The sequence below is a fragment of the Brevundimonas aurifodinae genome, from assembly GCF_040195595.1.
In the GTDB taxonomy this organism is placed as follows: Bacteria; Pseudomonadota; Alphaproteobacteria; order Caulobacterales; family Caulobacteraceae; genus Brevundimonas; species Brevundimonas aurifodinae.
The window spans coordinates 162,254-183,748 of sequence record NZ_JBEGDD010000003.1 but is presented as its reverse complement, the minus strand read 5'-3'; the positions used below and the strand labels follow the sequence as shown (position 1 = coordinate 183,748).

Genomic DNA, 21,495 nt, shown 5'->3' with positions numbered 1-21,495 from the left:
GGGGAGGCGACCCATGACCAAGTTTAGAACACCGGCTGTTGCAAGCATAATGCTGATGGTGCTTGCGGGGCCCGCCGTCGCGCAGAACGCTCCGGCGCAATACGACATCGCGCTGGCGCTGGATCCGGCCGGCAGCGCCCTGTCGGTGGTCGTCGAGGCATCGGGCCTGCCCTGCCAGGGTGACGTAGCCCGGGTCTATCTGAACCGTGGTCTGACCCTCACGGAAACGATCATCGACGGACGCCCGGTCGAACCGGTGATCGATCCCGCAGGGGCCGAGCCATTCTGGATAGCCGCGAGCCGCGCCATCGACATCCCATGTCCACGCGAAAAGGCCCGCCTGTCCTACGCCGGGCCGGGCCAGCTTCACCGTGACGGCCGTAATCAGGTGGCACCCGAACTCATCGAACTATCGCTCTACGGCGGATGGTATCCGATGACCGCGATCGACCGGCCCTTTACCTGGCGGTTGCGAACGGCCCTCCCAGAAGGCTGGACGTTCGCTTCAGTTGGAGCCGCCAGCCGGACCGAACCCGGCCGTATCGACGTGACCAGCGACCGGGCGACCGACGTCGTCCTGATCGCCTCGCCCCGCTTCACCGACGACAGCGTCGAGATCGACGGCCGCCGGTCCCGGGTTTTGATCTCGGATGACGCTCCTATCGAGGCCCGCCAAGTGGCGGCCGGACTGGCGGGCGAGGCTGCGGACATGTCGGCATGGCTGGAGCGGGTTCTGGGTCCTGTCGAAGAGGGGCGACAAGTGCGCCCGGAGTTGGTTTTCACACGCCGCGGCGGGCCGCTGTCCTATTCGCGCCTACCCCTGATCGTCACGCCACAGGCGTCGCTGCTGGCCCCCGGTGACCGGCCCCTCGGGCTCAACGTGCGCCATGAGGTGGCGCATTTCTGGTCCCGATCCGAAGGGGCGGCGAACGACTGGATTAGCGAAGGCGTGGCCGAACACCTCGCTCTGGTCCGGACAGGCGACCGCGAGGGGGACGACACCCGGCGATCGCGGCTGGACCTGTACCGTCAACAGGTCGAGGCGGCGGGCCGGGGGGTGTCCATCGCCGACACCCACACCGACGAAACCCGAGCCTATATCAACCGTTACCAGCGGCCGGCGCTGTTGCTGGATGCCGTCCAGGCGTCGGTCGGCCGTCCGGCGTTGGAGACCTTCCTTCGACGGCTGTTCGCCCTGGGTTCGTCGCTGACGACCGCGACCTTCCGGTCCCTTGCCGTCGAGACCCTGGGCGAGCCGCAGGCGACCCGGATATCGGCCTGCCTGATTTCCATGGACTGGCCCGAGGTCTGCGGCGGCATCGATGCGCCTCGTCCCGTTACCTAGCAGGAGACGCGCATTCGGCACTGAAAGGTTACTCGGGCGAAGTTTAAAAGCGCGCCGACCATCTCGATTTGGATAACCGCCGCGAGTTCGGCGAAAGCGGCGAAGTTCGGGCCCGCCGATCAGATCGCATTGGATATGGCCGATCTTGTGGACCGCCGCGCAGACGATGAGAAAACATTGGATGAGGCTTGCGATCTGAACTGCTCCGATCGTTCTCCCGAAGTCGACACGGCCGAGGAAGTTGAAGCGGGTTGTTGCACGAAGTTCAAATGAGCAGGATCAACGCGCACATAGCATGCCCGCTCTCCCCCGTCTCGCCCAGCCACAAAACGTCTGCGCCAAGGCTCGGCGGTATTGCGGGCCATCGAGACGATGCGCAAAGCAGAGAGCAGGTCAATCAACAACACCGCCCCGGCCGAAGCCGGGACGGCGCGTGGTTTCAATCGCGAAGGCTCAAGCCGCTGCGGAAGTGAGCGCGGCCTCTCCCGCCGGGGTGACGACGAATTCTCCAGCCCCATCGTCCGGCGCGTCGTCCAGTTCGTCCTCGGGATCGGCCTCGTCCTCCACGTCAGAGGCCTCCGGGTCGTCGGTCGCCGCCCATGACAGGCCGATCGGCGCCCAGGACCGCGACGCCGCCTGTTCGGCGACCCAGTCGACGAGCTCGGTCTTCTTGAGCGACGTGGCGCGCTCGTCTTCGGCCCCCATGGCGGTCAGCATGCCGAGCAGCAGGGGTTTGGAGTGCGACTGGAGGAAGGGCGCATCCGGTGTCCAGTGGAGCGTGATGTCCGCGCCGCACAGTGCGGCGAGCTCGGCCGCCTCGGCGCGGGCGCGGCGGCGGATCAGGGTCGTACGCTCTTCGCGCACGTCCAGACTGATCGCCGTCAGCTCGGCCAGCAGGGCCATCTTCTCGCCGTGGGGCAGGGCGTGGACCCAGGCGATGACGGTCTCGCCGGACGCCTCCCAGGTCGACCGGCGCTGGTCGAGTCTCTGGCGCACCTCGCCGTCCAGGGTCTCGATCACCCGGCCACCCGGCGGATTGAAGCCCGTCGCCAGGATGGCCAGGGCAGAGTCGGAGCGCGCGACATGGGTGCGCAGCACCAGCAGGGTGAACAGGCGCGCGATCAGGGCCACGAGCGCTACGCCCGGGTCGTCCGCCAGCGCACGGATCAGGCCGCGCGTGGCGACGTCGGTGCGAACAGCGTGCAGGACGTGGTTGACGCCGTCGGTCTCTGGCTCAGGGGCCTCGACCTCGGGGGGGGCATAGGCCGGCGGAGCGACGGCGCGTGTCGGTGCCTCTTCACCTCCCGAATCCTCCGCCTCGAGCTCGGGCTCCTCGGGCGAGTAGCACCGCACCTCGACGCCCGTGGGCGACGCCGGAGACATCACCATCGTCGTCACGGCCCGTCCGCGGGACCCGGTCCGATCGACTTCGATTTTGGCGCGGATCATGGCCACGAGGGCGGCGTCGGCGGCCTCGGGATCGGACGCTTCGGCCAGTGCCTGGGCCGCCGCGTCGGCGCGTTCACGCCAGACGTCGCGCTGGGCGCGATAGCGCGCCATCTCCTCGTCGTTCAGCACGCCGCCGTAGACATAGCCGAGCGGCTCAAGGTCCTCCGGCAGGTCCGGCTCCCGGCCGGCCGTGACGTGGACCGCGATGCCCTCGGCCTCGAACACGGCGGCGATGCCTCGGGCGCGTTTCAGCCAGGCCTCGGTCAACACGTCCGGATCCAGCAGCACCGGCGCCAGCTCCCCGAAGAGATCGACCTCGGTGCGCCCGCCGGCCGACGCATAGGCCGCTTCGCCGACCAGGGCGCAGCGGCGATCGTGCGGCGTGACCCGCGATGCGTCCAGGCGCTCAACGATGCGCCAGTCCTGAAACCCGTGGCCCGACAGCGCGACCTCGGCGATCTCGGCCTGCTCATCGGCGTTCGGCAACCGCGCCAGGAGCCGGGCCTGCTTCAAGGTCATTCGGCCGGATTTGAGGGCGTTAATCGCGACCGGTGGGAGGGCAGCCAGGGCCGCCAGCCGCTTGATCTCGATCTCGGCATAGCCGAGGGCGCGAGCGATTACCGGGATGGTCAGCCTGGTCTTTAGCATCCGTCCGATGGCGACGATGACGTCCGCGACATGGACGGGGGCTGCGGTGTTGGTCAGCAGTAGAGCGGCCGCCTGACGCGCCGGGTCGATCTCGACATAGACCGTGACGGGATAGTCGTCGTCGATGACGCCGGCCTCGCGCAGCAGGCCGAGCGCAAGACGCCGGCGACGGCCGTCCAGGGCCATCCAGGGCTGTTCCTTCTTGCCGCGGCCCGGGCGAACGGTCAGGCGTTGAAGCTGGCCGGCCGCCTTGATCGTGGAGGCCAGGGTCGGGATGTCGTCGTCCGGCGGTTCGTTGAAGCGCAGGTTTTCGGGCGCGATGCCGAGGTCGCCGAGGCGGATAGTGCGCTCGTCTCGGTCGACGACGACGGCGGGCGTGTCGTCGAGCGGGGTGATGACGGGAACGAGGTCGGTCATGGGGGATCTCCGGCCGTGCGACAGGGCCGATCCCCGCCGCTCCGGCGCCCCTCAGCGCCCTCGCTCCGCCTTTGCTTGCGCCATCGCGACCGCGTTCCAGTCGTCGAAGGGGGCGTCAGGCCAGACGACCTCCGCGCCGATCCCGAGATCGACCAATCGCCGATGCAGCCGCCACGCCCGGTCCTGACCGACTACGCCGCGGTCGGCAGCGATCAGAACGCGCCGCGCGCAGGACGGCGGGGTCCAGCGCGCCAGGTTGTTCGCCGCCAACAGCGCCCAGCCGGGCAGTTGGAAGCGCTCGGCCGCCGAAAGCGTGGTGAGAACGCCTTCCGCAGCCAGCATCTCTGGCGCTGCCGGCCAAAGGCGGACGGCAGCGCCGGGCGGCACATGGCCCACCGTCTTGCGCGACACCCGAAGTTCGGTCGCACGACGGCCGTTCGGACTCAGGTAGGTGAGTTCGACGCCTGTCAGTTGGTCCGCGTCGTCGCTGATCCGGGCAGCGAGGGCAGGGCGGTGGGCACTGCCTGGCCGATAGACGGACGTCGGCGCATGCGGATGATGGCGAAGGTTCGCCGACGTCGCCCCGCGGGTCACAAAGCGGGATCGAAGATAGCGCTCCGCCAAGCTGTTTACGCCGATCGGCACGCCAACCTCCCATAGGCGGACGGCAGCGGCGAGCCGAGTCAGACGATCGGGTCTGGGCGGTGCGGGACCCGCGCGGTGTCTGCCCGTCAACCGCCCGCCGCGGTCGATGAAGCCGCGCCGACGCAGATCGTCGCGCATGGCGCGCCAATCGGCGGCCCCGAAGCTGTGTATCACGAGACGCTCGTCCGAAAGCAGCAGGGAGACGGAGCGGTCATGGGCGCTGTGACCAGGGGCCGGCACATTGGCGCGATGGCCGCCCTGATAAAGGTCGCCGCCCAGGGCGGCGACGATGGCGTGCAAGGTCATGGCGCGCTCAGATCAGACCGAGGGTACGAAAGCTCGCCGTGCCTTCCCGGCCGATGATGAGGTGATCATGCACCTGGAGGCCGAACACCTTGGCCGCCTCGATGATCTGGCGCGTGACGGTGATGTCCGCCTGAGAGGGTGTGGGGTCGCCCGAGGGATGGTTATGGACCAGAATGAGCGCTGAAGCCGACAGTTCGAGCGCGCGGCGGACGACCTCGCGGGGATAGACGGGCGCGTGGTCGACGGACCCGTCTGCGACCAGTTCGTCGCGCATCAGGATGTTGCGCCGATCGAGATAGAGTGCGCGAAACTGCTCACGCGGCAAATGGGCGAGTGCCGTGCGGGTATAGGACACGAGCGCGGCCCAGGAGGACATTATCGGCCGGCCGCAAGCGTTGCTGCGCGCCACCCGGATGCTGAACTGGCGCAGCAGTTTGAGGTCCAGGATCGTCGTCGGGCCGAGCCCAGTGATCCGGCTGAGCTCCGGCAGGTCCGCGGAGACGATCTCACCCAGTCCACCGAACCGGTTGATCAGCTCGGCAGCGACAGGCTCGACCGCCGTCCCGGCAAGGCTGCGATCCAGGAGCAGACATAGCAGGCCTTGGTCGTCGATGTTCTCCAAGGTCGAGGGCTCCCGGGTCTTGGGCGTGGAGCGCGAACCCTTCCGACTGGAGCGGAGGGATGTAGCTGGCATCGGTCTCATGGCGGTCTCCTGACTTCCGCTCCCCATCGGAGCGCCGGCCGCCGCCCTCGCTTTCGTCCTTCCAGACGGTCGTTTTCACGCCGGCAGAGCCTCTGGCTGTGCCCGTTAAGTCCGTCAGACCGTCGTCATCAAACTAGCGGACCAAACGCTGGTCGGGCACCAGACGGCATGGTCGCATCAGGCGCCCAGGGTCCGACAGGTCATTCCGGCGTTGGCCGACAACGCGCGTTCCACGGTCGCGCCCAGGGCGGCACCCGGCGTCCAACAGCCGCCAGCGAGGCCATGGCCTGAGTCCAGAAGGCACAATGCCGTTTCGACGATCATTCGCGATGTCGCACCGTAGCCCGGGTCCCTGTCGCCCGTGACCGCCACGGTAAGGCGCTGCTGTTCAGCACCGAGGCCAATAAAGCGGACATCAAAATACCCCGCCGCCTGCTCCTCTGCGCTGGGACCTTCACCCGGTTTGAGGGACTCGTTGGGCGAGGCGGCAAGCGCGGCCAAGTTGGCGGCCCGAGCTTGTCCCGCGTCTCCGGGACCGCCGATCTGCATTTCATCGTAGACGAAGTCCGTTCCGTAGAGGTGGCCGAGCAGGGCGTTGGATCGGTGAACATTGCGCGTGTTGATCGCCGCCATCATGAACGGCGCGACCCAGGCGTCGAGGTCGGCGTCATACTCTACCCGATTGCCTCGGGGTTGTTCGGGTCCTTTGAAGCCAGGAACCAGAGCGAAAGGATCGCGCAGGTGCGCCAAGGCCTCGGGATTGTCTGCGGCCCTGGCCATGGTCGCATTCAGGCTGGCCAGAGTGCCCCCGGACAGTCCACCTTGTAATCGCATCACCCGACCCTTGACCCTCGGGAACGGCGCGCCGAAGCGACGGATCGCCTCGTTCTGAAGCCGCAGTACGCCCAACTCGAACGGAAGGGAGTCGAAACCGCACGAAAAAAGGATGCGAGCGCCCGTCCTTTTGGCGGTTTCGTCATGGGCGTCGATCATCCGTCGCATCCATTCCGGCTCCCCGCAGAGATCCAGATAATCCGTGCCGGCCTCGGCGCAGGCCGCCACCAGATCCGAGCCGTGCAGTTGGTAGGGGCCCACCGTGGTGATGACGGTCCGGGTTCTTCGCACCAATGCCGCCAAGGCCTCGGGGTCGTGGGCGTCGACCTCCAGCGCCGGCAAAGCGCCACCGGGGTCGATGGCGTCACGCACCTCGATCAACCGCCGACCGTCACGCCCGGCCAGCGCCCACCGCAGCCCCGAGTTCGTTCCGAGACGTTGCGCGAGGCGCGCGGCGACCAGACGGCCGGTGAACCCTGTCGCTCCGAACAGCACCAGATCGAAGGGTGAGTCTGAGGGTGTCATGGAACTTCCTCGATCTCGCGCCGGATTTCACTCGGGCGCGCGTTGAAGGTATTGGTTGGATTGTCGACCATATCGCACCCGGAGTTTTCCATGTCACGTCTCACGCTCGCCGCTACGCTCTGCGCCACCCTGCTGGCTGGTCCCGTCATGGCTCAGACCGCGCCCGCCTCGCCCTCGTCTGCTCCCCAGCCGCCCGCGCCAGCTCAAGCGTCTGCTGAAACCAGCCCCGCGGTCGCGCAAGCGCTGGCGCAATACGACACCGACGACGACGGCAAGATCAGCCTGGCCGAATGGACAGCGGCCGGTCGTCAGGAGCGTGGCTTCAGGCGTTTCGACACGAACGCTGACGGTTTCATGGTCGAGGCTGAACTTCAGGCGGCGTTGGAAATGATGGCCCAGATGCGCGCGCGCCAAGGTCAGTAAGGCACGGTTGGTCGCCCGGGCCGCCGGCCTGGCGACTTGCTTCAGGCTGCCGAGCCTGCTTCTATTGTCGACAATAACGATAAATGGGAGGCTGGCTTGGAGACGGATGCGGGCAAGGTCGGTTCGGGGTACCGGCGCTACGGGCTGGCCCTGCTCATGGTGGTCCTGACGTTCAACTTTCTGGACCGCCAGATCGTCAACATCCTCGCAGAGCAGATCAAGACCGATCTGGGCATCAGCGATGCCCAGATCGGCCTGATGACCGGCTTCGCGTTCGCAGTGCTCTACACTGTGCTGGGTCTGCCCATCGCGCGATGGGCAGAGCGCGGTGACCGGGTCGTGATCATCTCCGTGGCCTTGGCGGTCTGGAGCGGCTTCACCGTCGCGTGCGGCTTCGCGCAATCCTTCCTTCAACTGCTGTTGGCCCGAGTGGGCGTGGGCGTGGGCGAAGCCGGGTGCACGCCCCCGTCCCACTCCCTCATCAGCGACTACGCGCCGCGAGAAAAGCGGGCATCGGCTCTGGCCTTCTACTCCCTGGGCATTCCGCTTGGATCGTTGGCTGGCCTGGCCGTCGGCGGCGTTGCGGCCGATCTGTACGGTTGGCGGGTCGCATTCGTGCTGGCCGGTGCGCCCGGCCTTCTCCTCGCGCTCGTTGTTCTCTTCACCTTGCGGGAGCCGCGGCGGACCCAAACCCCTGCCGCTGTGCGGGACTCCGCGGCTCCGATTTCGGGGCGCGACGCCTGGGCGGCCCTTCGCCGGTCGCGCACCTTCTGGTGGATGTCCGGTGGGGCCGCCACGATGGGATTTCTGGGCTACGGCCATCTGGCATTCTACGGCTCATTCTACTTCCGCAATCACGCCGAGGCGCTGGCCGCACTGGTCCCAGCCGGCAGCGATCTCGGGCCCGCCGCCGTGCTGGGTCTGAGTCTTGGCGTGCTTGTGGGCCTGTGTGGTCTGGCTGGCACCTTCCTGGGCGGCCAGATCGCGGACTGGGGCGCCAAGCGTGATGTCAGAATCTACATGACCCTCCCGGCCGTGGCGGTTCTGCTTGGCGCCCCGTTCTTTTTGGCGGCGGCTTCGGTCAAGGACTTGGGTCTGTCGTTCCTGCTCCTGACGGTGCCTCTGACGTTGAACTCTCTCTGGTACGGCCCTGTCTATGCGAGCGCCCAAAGCCTGGTGCCGCCTCAATGCCGGGCGACCGCGTCCGCCGTTCTGCTCTTCATCATCAACCTCGTCGGACTGGGGCTGGGCCCTCTGGCGGTGGGGCTTCTCTCGGACGGCTTTGCCACAACCATGGGCCTGGCCGAGGGATTGCGATGGGCCCTGATCACCACGGCGGCGGCGGGCCTCGTCGCGGCGGCCTGCTTCCTCGTCGCGCGCCGCAGCATCCGTCACGAGATGGTTAGCTAGAACGGAGGCAACCGAACATGGACGTCAAGGACAAGGTCGTCGTCATCACCGGCGGAGCCGGCGGCATCGGGCGCGCGATGGCTGAGCGGTTCGCCGCATCAGGGGCTCGGCACATCGCAGTAGCGGACAGGGACGCGGCTTCGGCCCTTACAGTCGCGGACGCCGTCGGCGGGTCAGCCCATGACGTCGATGTGGCGAACGAGGCCGACATCGTCCGGCTCGTCGCCGACGTGACGCGCCACGTCGGGCCGATCGACCTGTTCTGCTCAAACGCTGGCGTGCTGCCGCCAGACATGGACTTGAGCCTCGCGGTGTCGGCCGATGACCGGGCCTGGGCCTTGGCCTGGTCGGTGAACGTGATGGCCCATGTCTATGCGGCACGCGCAGTGCTCCCGGCCATGATCGCGCGAGGAGAAGGGTATCTGCTTAACACCGTCTCCGCCGCCGGTCTGCTGACCATGATCGGCAGTGCCGCCTATGCGACGACCAAACATGCAGCCATCGGATTGGCGGAGAGCCTCGCCATCGCCCATGCCGACGACGGCATTCGCGTGTCGGTCCTGTGCCCCCAAGCGGTGGCGACACCAATGGCGGCGGGTGACGTTCATTTCGGCGCCGATATCGACGGCATCCTCACGCCCGAGGCGGTGGCAGACTGCGTCGTGGAGGGACTGACCGCAGAGCGGTTTCTGATCCTGCCACATCCCAAGGCCCTGGATTACCTGCAACGCAAGACGGCCGACTATGATGGCTGGCTCGCCGGTCTGTCGCGCTTCCGGCGGCAGTTTATCACTCAAGCCGCTCCGTCGCGTTTTTCACGCCGCCGCTCGGTCGTCTGACGTCCTGGCGGTTCTTGAGGCCTCGCCCGGAAGATCGGCTTCGCGCCTACGTTCGAGCGCGCCTGAACCCCAATGCTGCATTTCCCGAAGAAGGGGCAGAAGGGCCTCGCCCGAGGGTGTGAGGGTGTAGCGGGATGAGCGCGCGAGGTCCCGCGAGGCTTGCGTTCGCGATACCAGCCCGCTCTTGACGAGAACACGCAGGTCTTGGGCCAACATCTTGTCGGAGATGCCGGGCAGTGATCGCTTCAGTGCGCCGTAGGTGCGGTCGCCTAGCGCCATCTTCCACAGAATGGCCGGGCGCCACCGGGAGCCCAAGGTCCTTAACGTGAATGCGAACGGGCAGGCGTCTTCCAGCCGGGCTTCATTCCGGGCTTGGCTGGTATTGGGCTTTCGCATGACGCTTCCCAAAGAGTGGGTATGGGGATTGACGCGGAGAACAGCTTTGGTGGGACCGCAAACGTGGAGATCACCAATGAACATCGCAATATGCGGGGCCGGCCCGTTCGGGCGCAACCTGGGCGCGCTTCTGTCCCTCGCGGGTCACCAGATTGTTTTTGGTGTGCGTTCGCCGCCTGCTACGAGCGCCGAGCATCCGGGGATCGATGTGTTTCATTTCGCCGAATCGATCGCGCGATCAGAGGTCATCGTCCTGGCTGTGCCCGGCGTCGTCGCAGAGGTGCCACTCAGCGCATCACCGCTCGCTGGAAAAATTGTCATCGACTGCACCAACCTCCTGAACGCCGATTGGACCCCTGTCATCCTCGAGGGCGGTCAATCCAATGCCGAGCGGCTACAGGCCGATTTCCCGGCCGCCCGCGTGGTGAAGGGCTTCAACACTGTGTTCGCCGATATGCTGCAGCGGGAGGTTCTAGAAGCCAAGCCCGTGCCTGCGGCCACCTTTCTTTGTGGCGAGGACGCGAGCGCTCTCAGTGTCGTCGCCGGACTGGCCGCTGATATCGGCCTCAACCCGATCACCGTGGGCGGCCTTTCGGCCGCACGGTATTGCGAAGCTCTGGCGCACCTTCACATCCAGATCGCGACCAACGGCGGACGCGGAACCCAAGGCGGGTTTGCCTATGTCTAGATTGGAGCCCTCTCTGACGACTCATGCGGCCGCTCGATTGGCGGGGGCATCCGCTTTTGTCGCCGCAAGTTGGGCCATGCGTGAGCGGTAGGCGACTACGGCCGCGGCCTTAACTGGGCCGAATCCGCGAATGGCGTCGGCAGCGCGGGCGATCTCAAGCACTTGGGCTTCCGTGGCGGGAGTGAGGATCGCCAGTGCCGAGGTCACGGCACGGCGATACTCTTGGACCAGACCGCGCTCCATGCGGCGTTCCTCGGAATAGCCGAACGGATCGAGCGGCGTGCCGCGCAACCAACGCAGGCGCGCCAGAAGCGCAAACATCGACCCCATCCAGGGACCGAATTCGCGCTTGCGCGGACGTCCGTTCACCGGGTCGGTGTCGCTCAAAATGGGCGGGGCGAGGTGATAAGTCACGCGCTCAACCTCTTCGAACTGGGCGTCCAGCTGGGCCTTGAAGGTTCCGTCGGAATACAGCCTCGCGACCTCGTACTCGTCCTTGTAGGCCATGAGCTTGGCCAGATTGGCCGCGACCGCTTCGGTAATGGGACCCACGGCACCCAGGCGCTTCTTCTCCTCGCCCGCCACCTTGGCCGTGAAGCGGCGGTAGTCCTCCGCATAGCTGCGGTTCTGGTAGGCCGTCAGGAAGGCGATCCGTCGTTCGATGAGGGTGTCGGCAGGGAGCGGGCCCTCGGGTTCGGACGCCGCGTCCAGGATGGCGAACACGGATGGCGCGTCGTGCGCGAGCCGTCGACCCCAGGCGAAGGCCTGTTTGTTGTCGTCGATGGCGGCACCGTTCTGTTCGATCGCCGTCTCGATGGCGGTAAGCTCCAGCGGGATCCACCCCTTCTGCCAAGCCCAGCCAAGCATCAGCATATTGGCCAGGATGGCGTCGCCGAGAAGGCGAACAGCCAGGCTTGCGGCCGGGACCGTGGCGCTTTCGATCGCATTGGAGGCGAGCAACTCCTGCATTCGCTGCTCCGGCAGAACGGCGTCGCGATCCTTGATGAATAGCGCAGTCGGTTGAACCGTGGCGTTCAGCACCGTTCGGGTCCCACCGTTCGACAACCGGCTGAGTGCGGCGCGAGAGGTCGCCACCACGGCGTCGCAAGCCAGCAACACGTCCGCCGATCCGGGCGGGATCTTGGTGGCGTGCAGCAGGTCCGGCCTCGGCGCGAGGCGGATGTGGCTCATGACCGCGCCGTTCTTTTGCGCCAGGCCCGTATAGTCGAGTTCGGTGGCCGCCAAGCCTTGGATATGGGCCGCGCGGCCGAGGATGGCCCCAAGCGTCAGAACGCCCGACCCGCCGATGCCGGCGACGAGGATATTGACCGGCGAAGTCACGGCTGAAATCGTGGGCGGGGCGGGAATGTCGCTCGCCTCCAGCCGTCGCTTGGCCGTGCGTCGAGGGCGTCCGCCGTGCACGGTGACGAAGCTCGGGCAGAACCCTTTCAGACAGCTGAGGTCTTTGTTGCATGAAGACTGGTCGATTGCCCGCTTGCGGCCCCAGTCCGTCTCAAGAGGCTTGATGGCAATACAGTTGGACTGCACCGAGCAATCGCCGCAGCCCTCGCACACGGCCGGATTAATGAAGGCTCGAACGGGAGGATCCACGGCCAGGCCGCGCTTGCGTCGCCGCCGGTTCTCCGCAGCGCAGACCTGGTCGTAAACCAGCACGGTCACGCCCGGCACATCCCGCAGCTCGCGCTGGACCAGCTCGATGTCCCGCCGGGGACGGACGGACACGCCCGGCGCGAACTCGGTGCCCGACGGGTATTTGCTCGGATCGTCGGCCACCACGACGATCTTGGCCACACCCTCCGACGCCATCTGGCGCGTGATGCGGGCGGCATCGAGGGGGCCGTCGAAGCCTTGGCCACCGGTCATGGCGATCGCGTCGTTATACAGGATCTTGAAGGTGACGTTGGCCTTGGCGGCCACGGCAGCCCGCACCGCCAGCGAGCCAGAATGATGATAGGTGCCGTCGCCCAGGTTCTGGAACACATGGTTTTCATGGGTGAAGGCCTGTTGACCGATCCAGTGCGCACCCTCGCCGCCCATGTGGGTGATGAAGGCTGTGCGCCGCGCGGGGTCACTCAGGACCATGGCATGGCAACCGATGCCGCCTACGGCGCGGCTGCCTTCCGGCACGACGGTCGAGGTGTTGTGCGGGCAGCCAGAACAGAAGAAGGGCGCGCGCACCGGACCCGGCGCACCCCCGGTGGTCATCGAGGCCTGCACCGTCTCGCTGCGGCCCGCCAGCATGCTGGTGTCCACCCCGAGCCGGGCCAGCCTGGCCACGAGGATACGCGCGACAATGTCCGCATCCAGCTCGCCATAGCTCGGCACGAGCGCAGCACCGGTTTCGTCGTGCTTGCCGACCAGGCGCGGACGGACGTCGTCGTTGCGAAACAGGACCGCGATCTGATCCTCGATGATCGGGCGTTTCTCCTCCAGGATGAGCAACTCCTGTCGACCCTGGGCAAAGCGGCGGACGCCCTCGCCTTCGATCGGCCACACCAGACCCATCTTGTAGACGGCCAGCCCCAGGGTTTCGGCCGCAGCTCCGTCGATACCCAGAGCTTCCATGGCCTGGCGCAGATCGGCATAGGCCTTGCCGCTGGCGATGATGCCGAGCGGGGCGGACTGTGCCCCCATAATGAGCCGATCGAAGGGATTGGCGCGCGCGAAGGCGGCGACCGCGTCCAAACGGTCTGTGGCCGCCCGTCGCTCAGCGGCGTGAGAATCGTCCGGCCAGCGCATGTGCAGGCCACCCGCAGGCAACTCATGAGCGGGCGCTACGATCTTGATCCGATCGGGGGCGACGTCGACGGTCGCTGCGCCCTCAACCACGTCTGTCACGCATTTCAGGCCGACCCACGCGCCCGAATAGCGCGACATCGCCAGTCCAAGGACGCCCAGATCGAGCAGGTCCTGGACATCGGCCGGATAGACCACTGGAACCAAGGCGGCCATGAGCGCCAGATCGCTCTGGTGGGGGAGGGTGGAGGAGACGCAACCGTGATCGTCGCCCGCCAAAGCCAGCACGCCGCCATGGGGCGAGACCCCATAATGGTTGGCGTGCTTGATCGCGTCCAAGGAGCGGTCGACGCCGGGGCCCTTGCCGTACCACAGTCCGAAGACGCCCTGATGTTTGCTGCCCGGCAGTAGGCCGATCTGCTGAGACCCCCACACGGCCGTCGCCGCCAGATCCTCGTTCAGGCCGGGCTGAAAGTGTATTCCGGCCGCCTCCAGCTGCGGCCGGGCCCGCTCGAGCAGGAAATCGTAGGTGGCGAGCGGCGAGCCGCGATAGCCGGAGATGAAGCCGCCGGTTTTCAGCCCCGCTGCGGCGTCCCGCGCGGCTTGGATCAGAGCCAGGCGGACGAGCGCCTCCGTCCCCGTGACAAACGCCGTCGTCCGCGCTGCATCGTACGCCATTCACCCACCTGCTGGCATTGTCCACAATCGGCCCGTGGCGGTGCGACCAAGCCGCTGTATTTCCGCTCGTTAAGGCGCGACCAGTTTCACCCTCGACCTACCAGCCCATATTGTCGACAAAACTTTCGTGGGTCTATAGGCGTTGGTGGGAAAAGGAAATTCGGAATGACCGATCAGCCGCTGGTGACGCTCCATCGTGATGGGGCCGTGTTGACCCTGACGTTCCAGAATCCGCCTGACGGGCTGATGGACGCCGCGGTGTTGGCCGCCCTCGACGACGCGCTGGAGATCATCGAGGCGGCGTCCCGGGCTCCAGACGCGCCCGTCCGGGCCGTCGTTTTCACCGGCGGCGTGCCGGGGGCCTTCATCCGTCACTATGATGTGCGTGAGATCGGCAGTGTGCTGGGCGAGCGGGCGCACAGGGCCGTGCCGCGCACACACGCGATCTATGACCGTGTCCAAGCCCTGCCCGTGCCGACGATCGCGGCGATCAACGGAGCCTGTATGGGCGGGGGGCTTGAGTTCGCCCTGTGCTGCGACCTGCGCTATGCCGCCGCCGACGCGGGGCCGTTCGGCTTTCCGGAAATCACGGTCGGAATCTTCCCCGGCGCAGGCGGCACCCAGCGCGCCGCGCGGGCCATCGGGCCGGCCCGGGCCCTTGAGCTGATGCTGACCGGGCGAACCTTCGGAGCGGAGGAGGCCTATGCGCTCGGTCTGGTGCACGGGGTCTTCGCGGATCTGCCCGCCCATGCGCGCGAGGTGGCCAAGCGTCTTTCCCGCCGACCGGCTGCGACGGTCAGCGCCATCAAGGTCCTGGTCGCCGGCAACGCCGAAGTCGAGATGTCGGAGGGGTTGGCCGCGGAGAGCCGTCGGTTCATCGGGCTACTCGCGCACGATGGGGAGGTCAAGACCTTGCTTGAGCGCTTCCTCGCCCAGAGTGATCCTGTCGCGCGCTAGGGCTGGCGACGTTTGGAGAGGAGGCGACCGTGGACCGGTTCGAATACGCGACAGGCCTCATGTCCATCATCGCCGGCCTCGCCCTGGCGGATCTCGCCACGAGCGCCCATAGGCTCGTCAAGACCGGCAACCGGCTCGTGTGGGACACACTCGCGGTCGCGTCGGCCGGCTATGTGGCGTTCACCCTGATCCGCATGTGGTTCGCCTTGTGGGGTGTCCGCGCGTTCGAGGGTCTGACAGGCCTGTGGTTCTACCTCTCGCTCATTCTGGAGATGTTCGTGCTCTTCCTGGCTGCGGCCGTGGCTTTGCCCGACGAGCGGGACGTGCCGGTCGAGGGTCCGGTCGATCTCGCCGGCTACTACAACAAGCACCGGACCTATCTCTGGCTGTTGCTCGCCGTGTTTCAGCTCGCCTTCGGTGCCCATGCTCTCTTTTTTCAATGGTCGATGCACGGCGGCCCTGGCGGACCGCCTCTGTGGGCCTGGGCGCTCTTCGTCGGCGGGCCCCTGGTGATCTATCTGGCCTTGGCGACCCTACCGTCGCGGCGAGGGCAGGGCGCTCTGTTGGTAGCAGTCGCGTGCCTCGAGGTCTTCGCGAGTCTGGGCACCGGTCTGAGCTAGGGTTCCACCCCCCGTGTCAATCAAACCTCTTTAAGGCGGGAAGTCGAACCGATGAATTCTCCTCCTGAGCTTGACAGCCGATCGGCATCGTCAGCCACGTCGGATCCATTGGGGGTCGATTGCTTCTGCGGAACCCAAGCCGTCGATCCACGGTTCGCGTTTAACCTGATGGGGTGGACGGCCCCTGTGTCCGGCGTCGAGTGCGCCATAGGGTGGTCGTTGCTTACGCGGCCACAGAACAGGAACCGTCCACCATGATGACTACCACGATCGGCCTCGACCTCGCCAAGAGCGTCTTCCAGGTTCACGGCGTCAGTTCGGGGGGGCAGGTCACTGTCCGTCGGAAGCTGCGCCGCGGCGAACTGATCAGTTTCTTTCGGGATTTGCCCCCGTGCCTGATCGGCATGGAGGCTTGCGCGACCGCCCACTACTGGGCCCGCGAGCTGTCAGCCCTGGGCCATGAGGTGCGACTGATGCCGCCTAGCTATGTGAAGGCCTATCTCCGTCGCCAGAAGAACGACGCGGCTGACGCCGAGGCGATCTGCGAGGCCGTCACCCGACCGACGATGCGGTTCGTGCCGGTGAAGAGTGCGGAGCGTCAGGCAATCCTGACCCTGCACCGGACCCGAGAGCTTTTGGTACGCCAGAAGACGACGTTGATCCGCGCGATCAGAAGCCACTGCGCCGAGTTTGGTCTGGTGGTCCCTCAAGGCGCGCGCCGTGTGTTCGACCTGCTGAACTTGATGCGGGAAGCGAGTTCCTCGTCACTGCCGGAGACAGCCGTAGTGACCATGGAGATGCTCGGCACCCAGATGGAGGCGCTGGCGTTCCAGATCCGTACGCTTGAGCGACGCCTGCTCGCCTGGCATCGCGAAAACCAGACCAGCCAGCGGCTGGCCACCATTCCCGGTGTCGGCATCATCACGGCTACCGCCCTGGCTGCCAGCATCAGCGATCCAGGCCTGTTCCGGTCAGGTCGGGAGTTCGCGGCCTTCCTGGGCCTGGTCCCTCGACAGAACTCATCCGGCGGCAAAGATCGCCTGGGTCGAATAACCAAGAAGGGCGATGGCTATCTGCGCAAGCTCCTGGTGGTCGGGGCGACGTCGGTGATCCGCCGCGCGCGGACCGGGGTGACGCCATCCGCCGGTTGGGTCCAGTCGTTGCTTGAGCGTCGGCCATCCCGCGTCGTCACGGTCGCCATGGCCAACAAGACCGCGCGGATCGCCTGGGCGGTCATGACGCGCGGCGAGAGCTACCGGACCATGGCGATGGTCTAAATGAGATCGCGACGGACCGTCGGTCCGCCGCTCCGAACTGGAAGGGTGCACACGGGTTGATGATGATCAGATAGCGGCCATAGGCCAGGAAAACCCGAGGCGCTGTCGGAGCCCCGAGCTCGATAACCTGATTGGGACCTGGTCCAGCGGACTCCATCAGGGCCAGCGGCCATCGACACCGCACAAACAGGCCGGACAGATGACCGCACCACCCAGATCGTCACTTCAATCCAAATTCACCCTTGCAGTGCAGGGGCCGTCCACAGACGACAGCGCTTGAGGCCTGGCTGGCGGACCATGTGCGCGGCTATGTTGGTCCGCTTTCAGTCCGCCAGTTCAAGGGCGGCCAATCCAATCCCACGTTCGAGCTCACGACGCCGACGAAGCGATATGTCCTGCGTCGCAAGCCCCCGGGGATGTTGCTGTTCAGTGCCCATGCGGTGGACCGGGAGTTCGAGGTGATTTCGGCGCTGCATGCGCAGGGCTTTCCTGTCGCCCAACCGTTGGCGCTCTGTTCGGACGACCGGGTTCTCGGTTCCATGTTCTACGTCATGGAGCGCGTCGATGGCCGGATCTTCTGGGACCTTAAGTTGCCGGGCCTTTCGCCAGACGAGCGGCGCGCTGTCTATTTGGCCCAGGTCGACGCCTTGGCGGCGCTCCACCGAATGACCCCGGACACTGTCGGCCTCCTGAGCTACGGCCGACCGGGAAACTATTTCGGCCGGCAAGTCGCGCGCTGGAGCAAACAGTATCGCGCGTCCGAAACCCGGACGCGCCCGGCCATGGATCGACTGATCGCTTTCCTTCCTAGCAGCCTGCCGACCGAAGGCCGGGCCCGCATCGTCCATGGCGACTATCGGCTCGACAACATCATCTTCAGTCCCACGACGCCGGATATCCTGGCGGTGATTGACTGGGAACTCTCGACCCTCGGCGACCCTTTGGCCGATTTCTCATACCTGCTGCTTGCCTGGGTGCTTCCCGCGACCCAAAGAAACGGCTTGGCGGGAGCCGATCTGGAGGCGTTGGGCATACCGTCGTTGGACGAGGTGCTCGACCGCTATGTCGGTGCGGCGGACGTCACGGTCCCGCCATCGTTCGACTGGCTGCATGCCTACAACCTGTTCCGTCTGGCGGCGATCTGTCAGGGCATCGCGGGTCGTATTCGGGAAGGCACGTCGGTCAGTACGCAAGCCGCCGCCATGGCGGACCAGGTCGAAAGTCTGTCTGATCTGGCTTGGACGTACGCGAAAAGAGCCGGTGCGTGAACGGATATCACTCGGAGACCCTAAGCCAACGTGGCCAGACTCGGCGTCGTGGCCGAGTCGCAGGCGCTTGGCCGCGATACCCGGCGAAACTGTATTCCCGAGATCGCTGGTCCTCCCGCGATTGCCGATTCACACAGGTCTCGGAACCCAATCCTAGCCGCGGGCTATGAGCCGCATGAGGATATAAAGCTGCAACACGAGCGTCTGGGGCCCGATCGATAGACTGAACTGTTGAGCTCGCGTTGGACCGGTCAGCTCTGGGTGCATGAGATCCTCCAGACTTGGCGAGAAAACGGTGCCCCACAGTGTCGCTTCCGCGAGGCCGACCAGGGCAAAAGCCCACGCCACGCCCCGCCACCGCCGACACGGCCGCAGGCTCCAGCCCGCGACGAGAACGGCGATCAGGCCTAGGGCGAGATTGGCCGAGAACGCCACACCGACGGCAGGGCTCTGCAAGAAACCGGACGACGACAGGGCCGTGACCGGCAGCAGCCGGAGCGTGAGCAATCCGATCAGGACGCCGATGGGAACAGCACCAACGAGTTCACCCCATCGCCGAAAAACGAAAACCGCGAGAACGGACGCAGTAACCAACAGCGCTCCCGGCGGCGAAGGGCCGGGCCATCCCGGGACTGTCGATTGCCAGGACCAGCTCAGCCAGATCGCCAGCATGCTCACCACCGTCAGCGATGCGGTCAAAGGCTGGTCGGTTCGGAGGCGCCGACGGTGACGGACGAATGCGATCGCCTTTGCCGGTAGTGCATTGGCGCTGGATCGAGTCACAGCGCGGCCATGGTCAAGACTGGGAGAGATTTGGCTCATGGTGGGGAGGCCTCAGATCGAGCGTCTGAGTGATCCACGGTCCCCGCCGGTGAAACCGTCGCGGCCCTCGAATCCCCTTGAGAAACCGCCGTCGTGTTCGCCGCCACAGCGGCCTAAGCTCTGCGCTTGAGTGGCCTGAATGGTCTTGGAGCCACACGGCACGATCTCGGCCCTGTCGCGTGACGAGGAGTGGGGTCGTCAGGGGCCTTACGGGATGACAGCGCTTCTCGCGGCGCTTGAGACCGCGTGCACCTCTATCGCGGGCGACTCGCTAAAGGTCAGCTTCGTCTAGGCTGCGGGTTCCGGGGTCCGTCGTCGCAGTCTGGCGCGCGGCAGCGCCGGAGACGCGCCAGCGCCTTCCTCGCCTCGGAGCTTGCTCATGGTGAAGGTCTGCGTCCGGCGGACAATGCCTCGGGCGATGGTCTCCGCGCCCTCATCGTCCCGGTCGGAGATGGCTACCCCGAGTCGTCTCCAGTCCGTGAGCGCTTCCTGCTGCCAGGCTTCGTCGGCGGAAAGAGCGACCTTGTGGTTCAGGAAAGCGATGCGTGAGGTGCGGAGCAACATCTCGCTCACCCGGGTCGAGCCACACATCCGGCGCAAGACTCCGGCGGCGTCGAAGGCGATCTTGACCCTTTCGACCGGCGAGACATTTTCGGATCTGGCGCGCCGCATCCGATCCACGGCAGCCTCGAACAGCCGCATGTCGGACCGCGATCCATGCCGCGCGGCAAGTTTGGCGACCAGGCCAAAGAGAGCGCTCAACATCTCGAAGAGGTCGTCGATCTCATCGACGCTCAGCTCTACCACGCTGGCCCCTCGCCAGTGCTGGGTCTCGATCAACCCATCGATCTCGAGGAGACGGATGGCCTCGCGCACAGGGGCCCGGCTTGTTTGAAACCGGTCCGCAAGGTCCTGCTCGCGGATGCGTTGCCCAGGGGCAAATCGCCCCTCCAAGATGTCCTGACTGAGCTCTTCGACGATCTGGGCGACAAGCGTCGGAACGCGACCTTGGCCTTCGCCACCTTGGGTTCCTGTCAGTCGTCTCGCCATGCTCTCGTCCACATAGTCAAAGAATAAGCCGGCGCTAGCCGCGGTTTTCAGAGCGACCGGTCAAGAACTGATCGATGGCCCACTCGAAGGCTTGGCCGGCGTTGGCCACTAATCCCGGTGCGACGCATCGAAGATCGTCGCCGACGGCATGGTGGAACCGATGGGCACCGAAAACCCCAAACGCGTGGGCGTAGCCCCCCGCCTTGATCTCCGCCAACTCCCCTTGAACGCCTCGATCCCAACTGTAGGGATTTTCGAGGCCCGGCAAGCCCGCAAAGGCGCGCGCCAAATCCGGCAACATCGCCTCCGGCGCCGCCAGGAAGCGCTGGGGGTCGGCGCTCGGTAGTGGGGCGAGGCCAGTCCCAACCTCGTGCCAATCTCGCGCTGCCAGATTGGCGCCCAGGTGCGCCCACAACCGGGTTCGGTCCGGGTGCGGGGCTCCATTGGCGAGGAAGCGCTGACCGCCGACGTTGTCATATTCATGCCCGCTCGTCGAAACCCACGTCGCCGATCCCCAACGGCCGTCCGCCGCAAGACGCGCCAGACCTAACCAGGCCGCGATCCCGGGCCCGCGCTCGCCCACACTGCCGAGCCATCCAGATCGGGGGGTGGAGACCACGAGCTGGGGATCCGTCGGCTCTCCCAGACGTCCGATAACGTTGAAGGCCTCGCGCCGCCCAGACCGGCCCGTGATGCAAAGGCGACCCGTCGCGCCCACTCTTGCCGCCTCAATCAGCGGCGCTGCGTCCTTCGGGGCGACGACCGCGGTTGGTCCCGCGAAAGGGGGGGCATCCGGCGGGGCGTTGAGCACGAGGGCCTCCCCGGTCGGACCTGTCGTCACGATGAGGACCGCGACGGCCCCTGCGGCGAAGGCCGCGCGCACCGGCTCTTGTATTTCGCGTTGGCTGGCGGATGACCAGCGCCGGAACGGGAGACTCACAACCGCGATCCCGCTGATCGCGTCTTGCTGTGACCAGAGAAGGAGAGGTGCCGCCGACCCACCGTCGCCGGTCTGGCGAACGGGCGCTTGCGCGACCACGTCCAAGCGGGCTGTTCCGAATTCAAGCAACGATTCCGCCGGTTCAAAGAACGGCGTGTCATAGGTCTGGCGTTCCGTCTCGAAGCCAAGGGTTTGGAGCGATGCCTCGAGCCAGGTGCCCGTCGCGCGGTCACCTTCGCCGCCCGCCGCCTTGATCCCAAAGCCGGCGTAGCGATCCAAGTCGCTCTGCAAGGTGGTTTCGTCCCACCCGGAGCGCTGAGGGGCCGCCACGGCAGGGGCCGTGACCAGCCCGGCCGAGACCGCGCCGACAAGCCCGACAAGGCCACGTCGGGTTGCCCCGGCCGGCGTGCTGACTGGTTCATGGGTCACTGTCGACAAGCTTTTGCTCCGAATGCAGAAGGCGTCAAGCAAACGTGTCACTATCGAGCGACAGGATTG

At 66.3% G+C, this 21,495-nt stretch carries 18 protein-coding genes; 9 read left to right on the top strand and 9 right to left on the bottom strand.

The genetic code is table 11. The features are described 5' to 3' along the window. The first annotated feature begins 13 nt into the window (after positions 1-13). The gene (locus ABN401_RS05050) at positions 14-1,345 is read left to right on the top strand and encodes a hypothetical protein (RefSeq protein ID WP_349683741.1); all 1,332 of its coding nucleotides are present in this window, start codon (positions 14-16) and stop codon (positions 1,343-1,345) included. Positions 1,346-1,798: 453 nt separating this feature from the next. On the opposite strand, the gene ABN401_RS05045 is transcribed toward ABN401_RS05050, so the two are convergent. From ABN401_RS05045 to ABN401_RS05030, 4 genes are all read right to left on the bottom strand, one after another. Further along, a complete protein-coding gene (locus ABN401_RS05045; protein WP_349683740.1) occupies positions 1,799-3,859 on the bottom strand; it encodes a ParB N-terminal domain-containing protein in 2,061 nt (686 codons plus the stop codon). Positions 3,860-3,910: 51 nt separating this feature from the next. Continuing rightward, positions 3,911-4,810, bottom strand: coding sequence for a DUF7146 domain-containing protein (locus tag ABN401_RS05040; protein ID WP_349683739.1), 900 nt, complete (start codon positions 4,808-4,810; stop codon positions 3,911-3,913). A 7-nt stretch (positions 4,811-4,817) separates the two neighbouring features. After that, on the bottom strand, positions 4,818-5,432 hold the full coding sequence (radC, locus tag ABN401_RS05035) for a RadC family protein (protein WP_349683738.1): 615 nt from the start codon (positions 5,430-5,432) through the stop codon (positions 4,818-4,820). Positions 5,433-5,690: 258 nt separating this feature from the next. Further along, positions 5,691-6,842, bottom strand: coding sequence for a saccharopine dehydrogenase family protein (locus ABN401_RS05030; RefSeq protein ID WP_349683737.1), 1,152 nt, complete (start codon positions 6,840-6,842; stop codon positions 5,691-5,693). A gap of 120 nt (positions 6,843-6,962) precedes the next feature. Between ABN401_RS05030 and ABN401_RS05025 the strand changes: the two genes are divergently transcribed. From ABN401_RS05025 to ABN401_RS05015, 3 genes are read left to right on the top strand one after another with little or no spacing between them, the layout of a single operon-like run. After that, positions 6,963-7,295: an EF-hand domain-containing protein gene (locus ABN401_RS05025; protein ID WP_349683736.1), complete on the top strand. Its 333-nt coding sequence runs from the start codon at positions 6,963-6,965 to the stop codon at positions 7,293-7,295. A gap of 36 nt (positions 7,296-7,331) precedes the next feature. Further along, positions 7,332-8,705, top strand: a complete 1,374-nt coding sequence (locus tag ABN401_RS05020; RefSeq protein WP_349683735.1) for a spinster family MFS transporter — start codon at positions 7,332-7,334, stop codon at positions 8,703-8,705. Positions 8,706-8,722: 17 nt separating this feature from the next. Beyond that, positions 8,723-9,544: an SDR family oxidoreductase gene (locus tag ABN401_RS05015; protein ID WP_349683734.1), complete on the top strand. Its 822-nt coding sequence runs from the start codon at positions 8,723-8,725 to the stop codon at positions 9,542-9,544. On the opposite strand, the gene ABN401_RS16330 is transcribed toward ABN401_RS05015, so the two are convergent. Next, on the bottom strand, positions 9,521-9,940 hold the full coding sequence (locus ABN401_RS16330; RefSeq protein WP_432763519.1) for a winged helix-turn-helix transcriptional regulator: 420 nt from the start codon (positions 9,938-9,940) through the stop codon (positions 9,521-9,523). The two genes, ABN401_RS05015 and ABN401_RS16330, sit on opposite strands and share 24 nt — an antisense overlap. A gap of 76 nt (positions 9,941-10,016) precedes the next feature. Between ABN401_RS16330 and ABN401_RS05010 the strand changes: the two genes are divergently transcribed. Then, positions 10,017-10,628, top strand: coding sequence for an NADPH-dependent F420 reductase (locus tag ABN401_RS05010; RefSeq protein WP_432763518.1), 612 nt, complete (start codon positions 10,017-10,019; stop codon positions 10,626-10,628). 21 nt (positions 10,629-10,649) lie between these two features. On the opposite strand, the gene ABN401_RS05005 is transcribed toward ABN401_RS05010, so the two are convergent. Then, positions 10,650-14,063, bottom strand: coding sequence for an indolepyruvate ferredoxin oxidoreductase family protein (locus ABN401_RS05005; protein ID WP_349683732.1), 3,414 nt, complete (start codon positions 14,061-14,063; stop codon positions 10,650-10,652). Positions 14,064-14,228: 165 nt separating this feature from the next. On the opposite strand from ABN401_RS05005, the gene ABN401_RS05000 reads away from it, so the two are divergent. The 4 genes from ABN401_RS05000 (at position 14,229) to ABN401_RS04985 (ending at position 18,185) form a co-directional block, all read left to right on the top strand. Continuing rightward, positions 14,229-15,020 carry an enoyl-CoA hydratase/isomerase family protein gene (locus tag ABN401_RS05000; RefSeq protein ID WP_349683731.1) on the top strand — a complete coding sequence of 264 codons (792 nt, stop codon included), beginning with the start codon at positions 14,229-14,231 and terminating at the stop codon, positions 15,018-15,020. Positions 15,021-15,049: 29 nt separating this feature from the next. After that, positions 15,050-15,640, top strand: coding sequence for a hypothetical protein (locus ABN401_RS04995; protein ID WP_349683730.1), 591 nt, complete (start codon positions 15,050-15,052; stop codon positions 15,638-15,640). Between the two features lie 254 nt (positions 15,641-15,894). Beyond that, positions 15,895-16,917, top strand: coding sequence for an IS110 family RNA-guided transposase (locus tag ABN401_RS04990; RefSeq protein ID WP_349683729.1), 1,023 nt, complete (start codon positions 15,895-15,897; stop codon positions 16,915-16,917). A 299-nt stretch (positions 16,918-17,216) separates the two neighbouring features. Continuing rightward, the gene (locus ABN401_RS04985) at positions 17,217-18,185 is read left to right on the top strand and encodes a phosphotransferase family protein (protein WP_349683728.1); all 969 of its coding nucleotides are present in this window, start codon (positions 17,217-17,219) and stop codon (positions 18,183-18,185) included. A 153-nt stretch (positions 18,186-18,338) separates the two neighbouring features. On the opposite strand, the gene ABN401_RS04980 is transcribed toward ABN401_RS04985, so the two are convergent. The 3 genes from ABN401_RS04980 to ABN401_RS04970 all read right to left on the bottom strand — a co-directional run bounded on the left by ABN401_RS04980 (position 18,339) and on the right by ABN401_RS04970 (position 21,426). After that, the gene (locus tag ABN401_RS04980; RefSeq protein WP_349683727.1) at positions 18,339-18,884 is read right to left on the bottom strand and encodes a hypothetical protein; all 546 of its coding nucleotides are present in this window, start codon (positions 18,882-18,884) and stop codon (positions 18,339-18,341) included. 411 nt (positions 18,885-19,295) lie between these two features. Then, positions 19,296-20,057, bottom strand: a complete 762-nt coding sequence (locus ABN401_RS04975; protein ID WP_349683726.1) for a GntR family transcriptional regulator — start codon at positions 20,055-20,057, stop codon at positions 19,296-19,298. A 34-nt stretch (positions 20,058-20,091) separates the two neighbouring features. Continuing rightward, positions 20,092-21,426: a hypothetical protein gene (locus ABN401_RS04970; RefSeq protein ID WP_432763524.1), complete on the bottom strand. Its 1,335-nt coding sequence runs from the start codon at positions 21,424-21,426 to the stop codon at positions 20,092-20,094. Between the last annotated feature and the right edge of the window lie 69 nt (positions 21,427-21,495).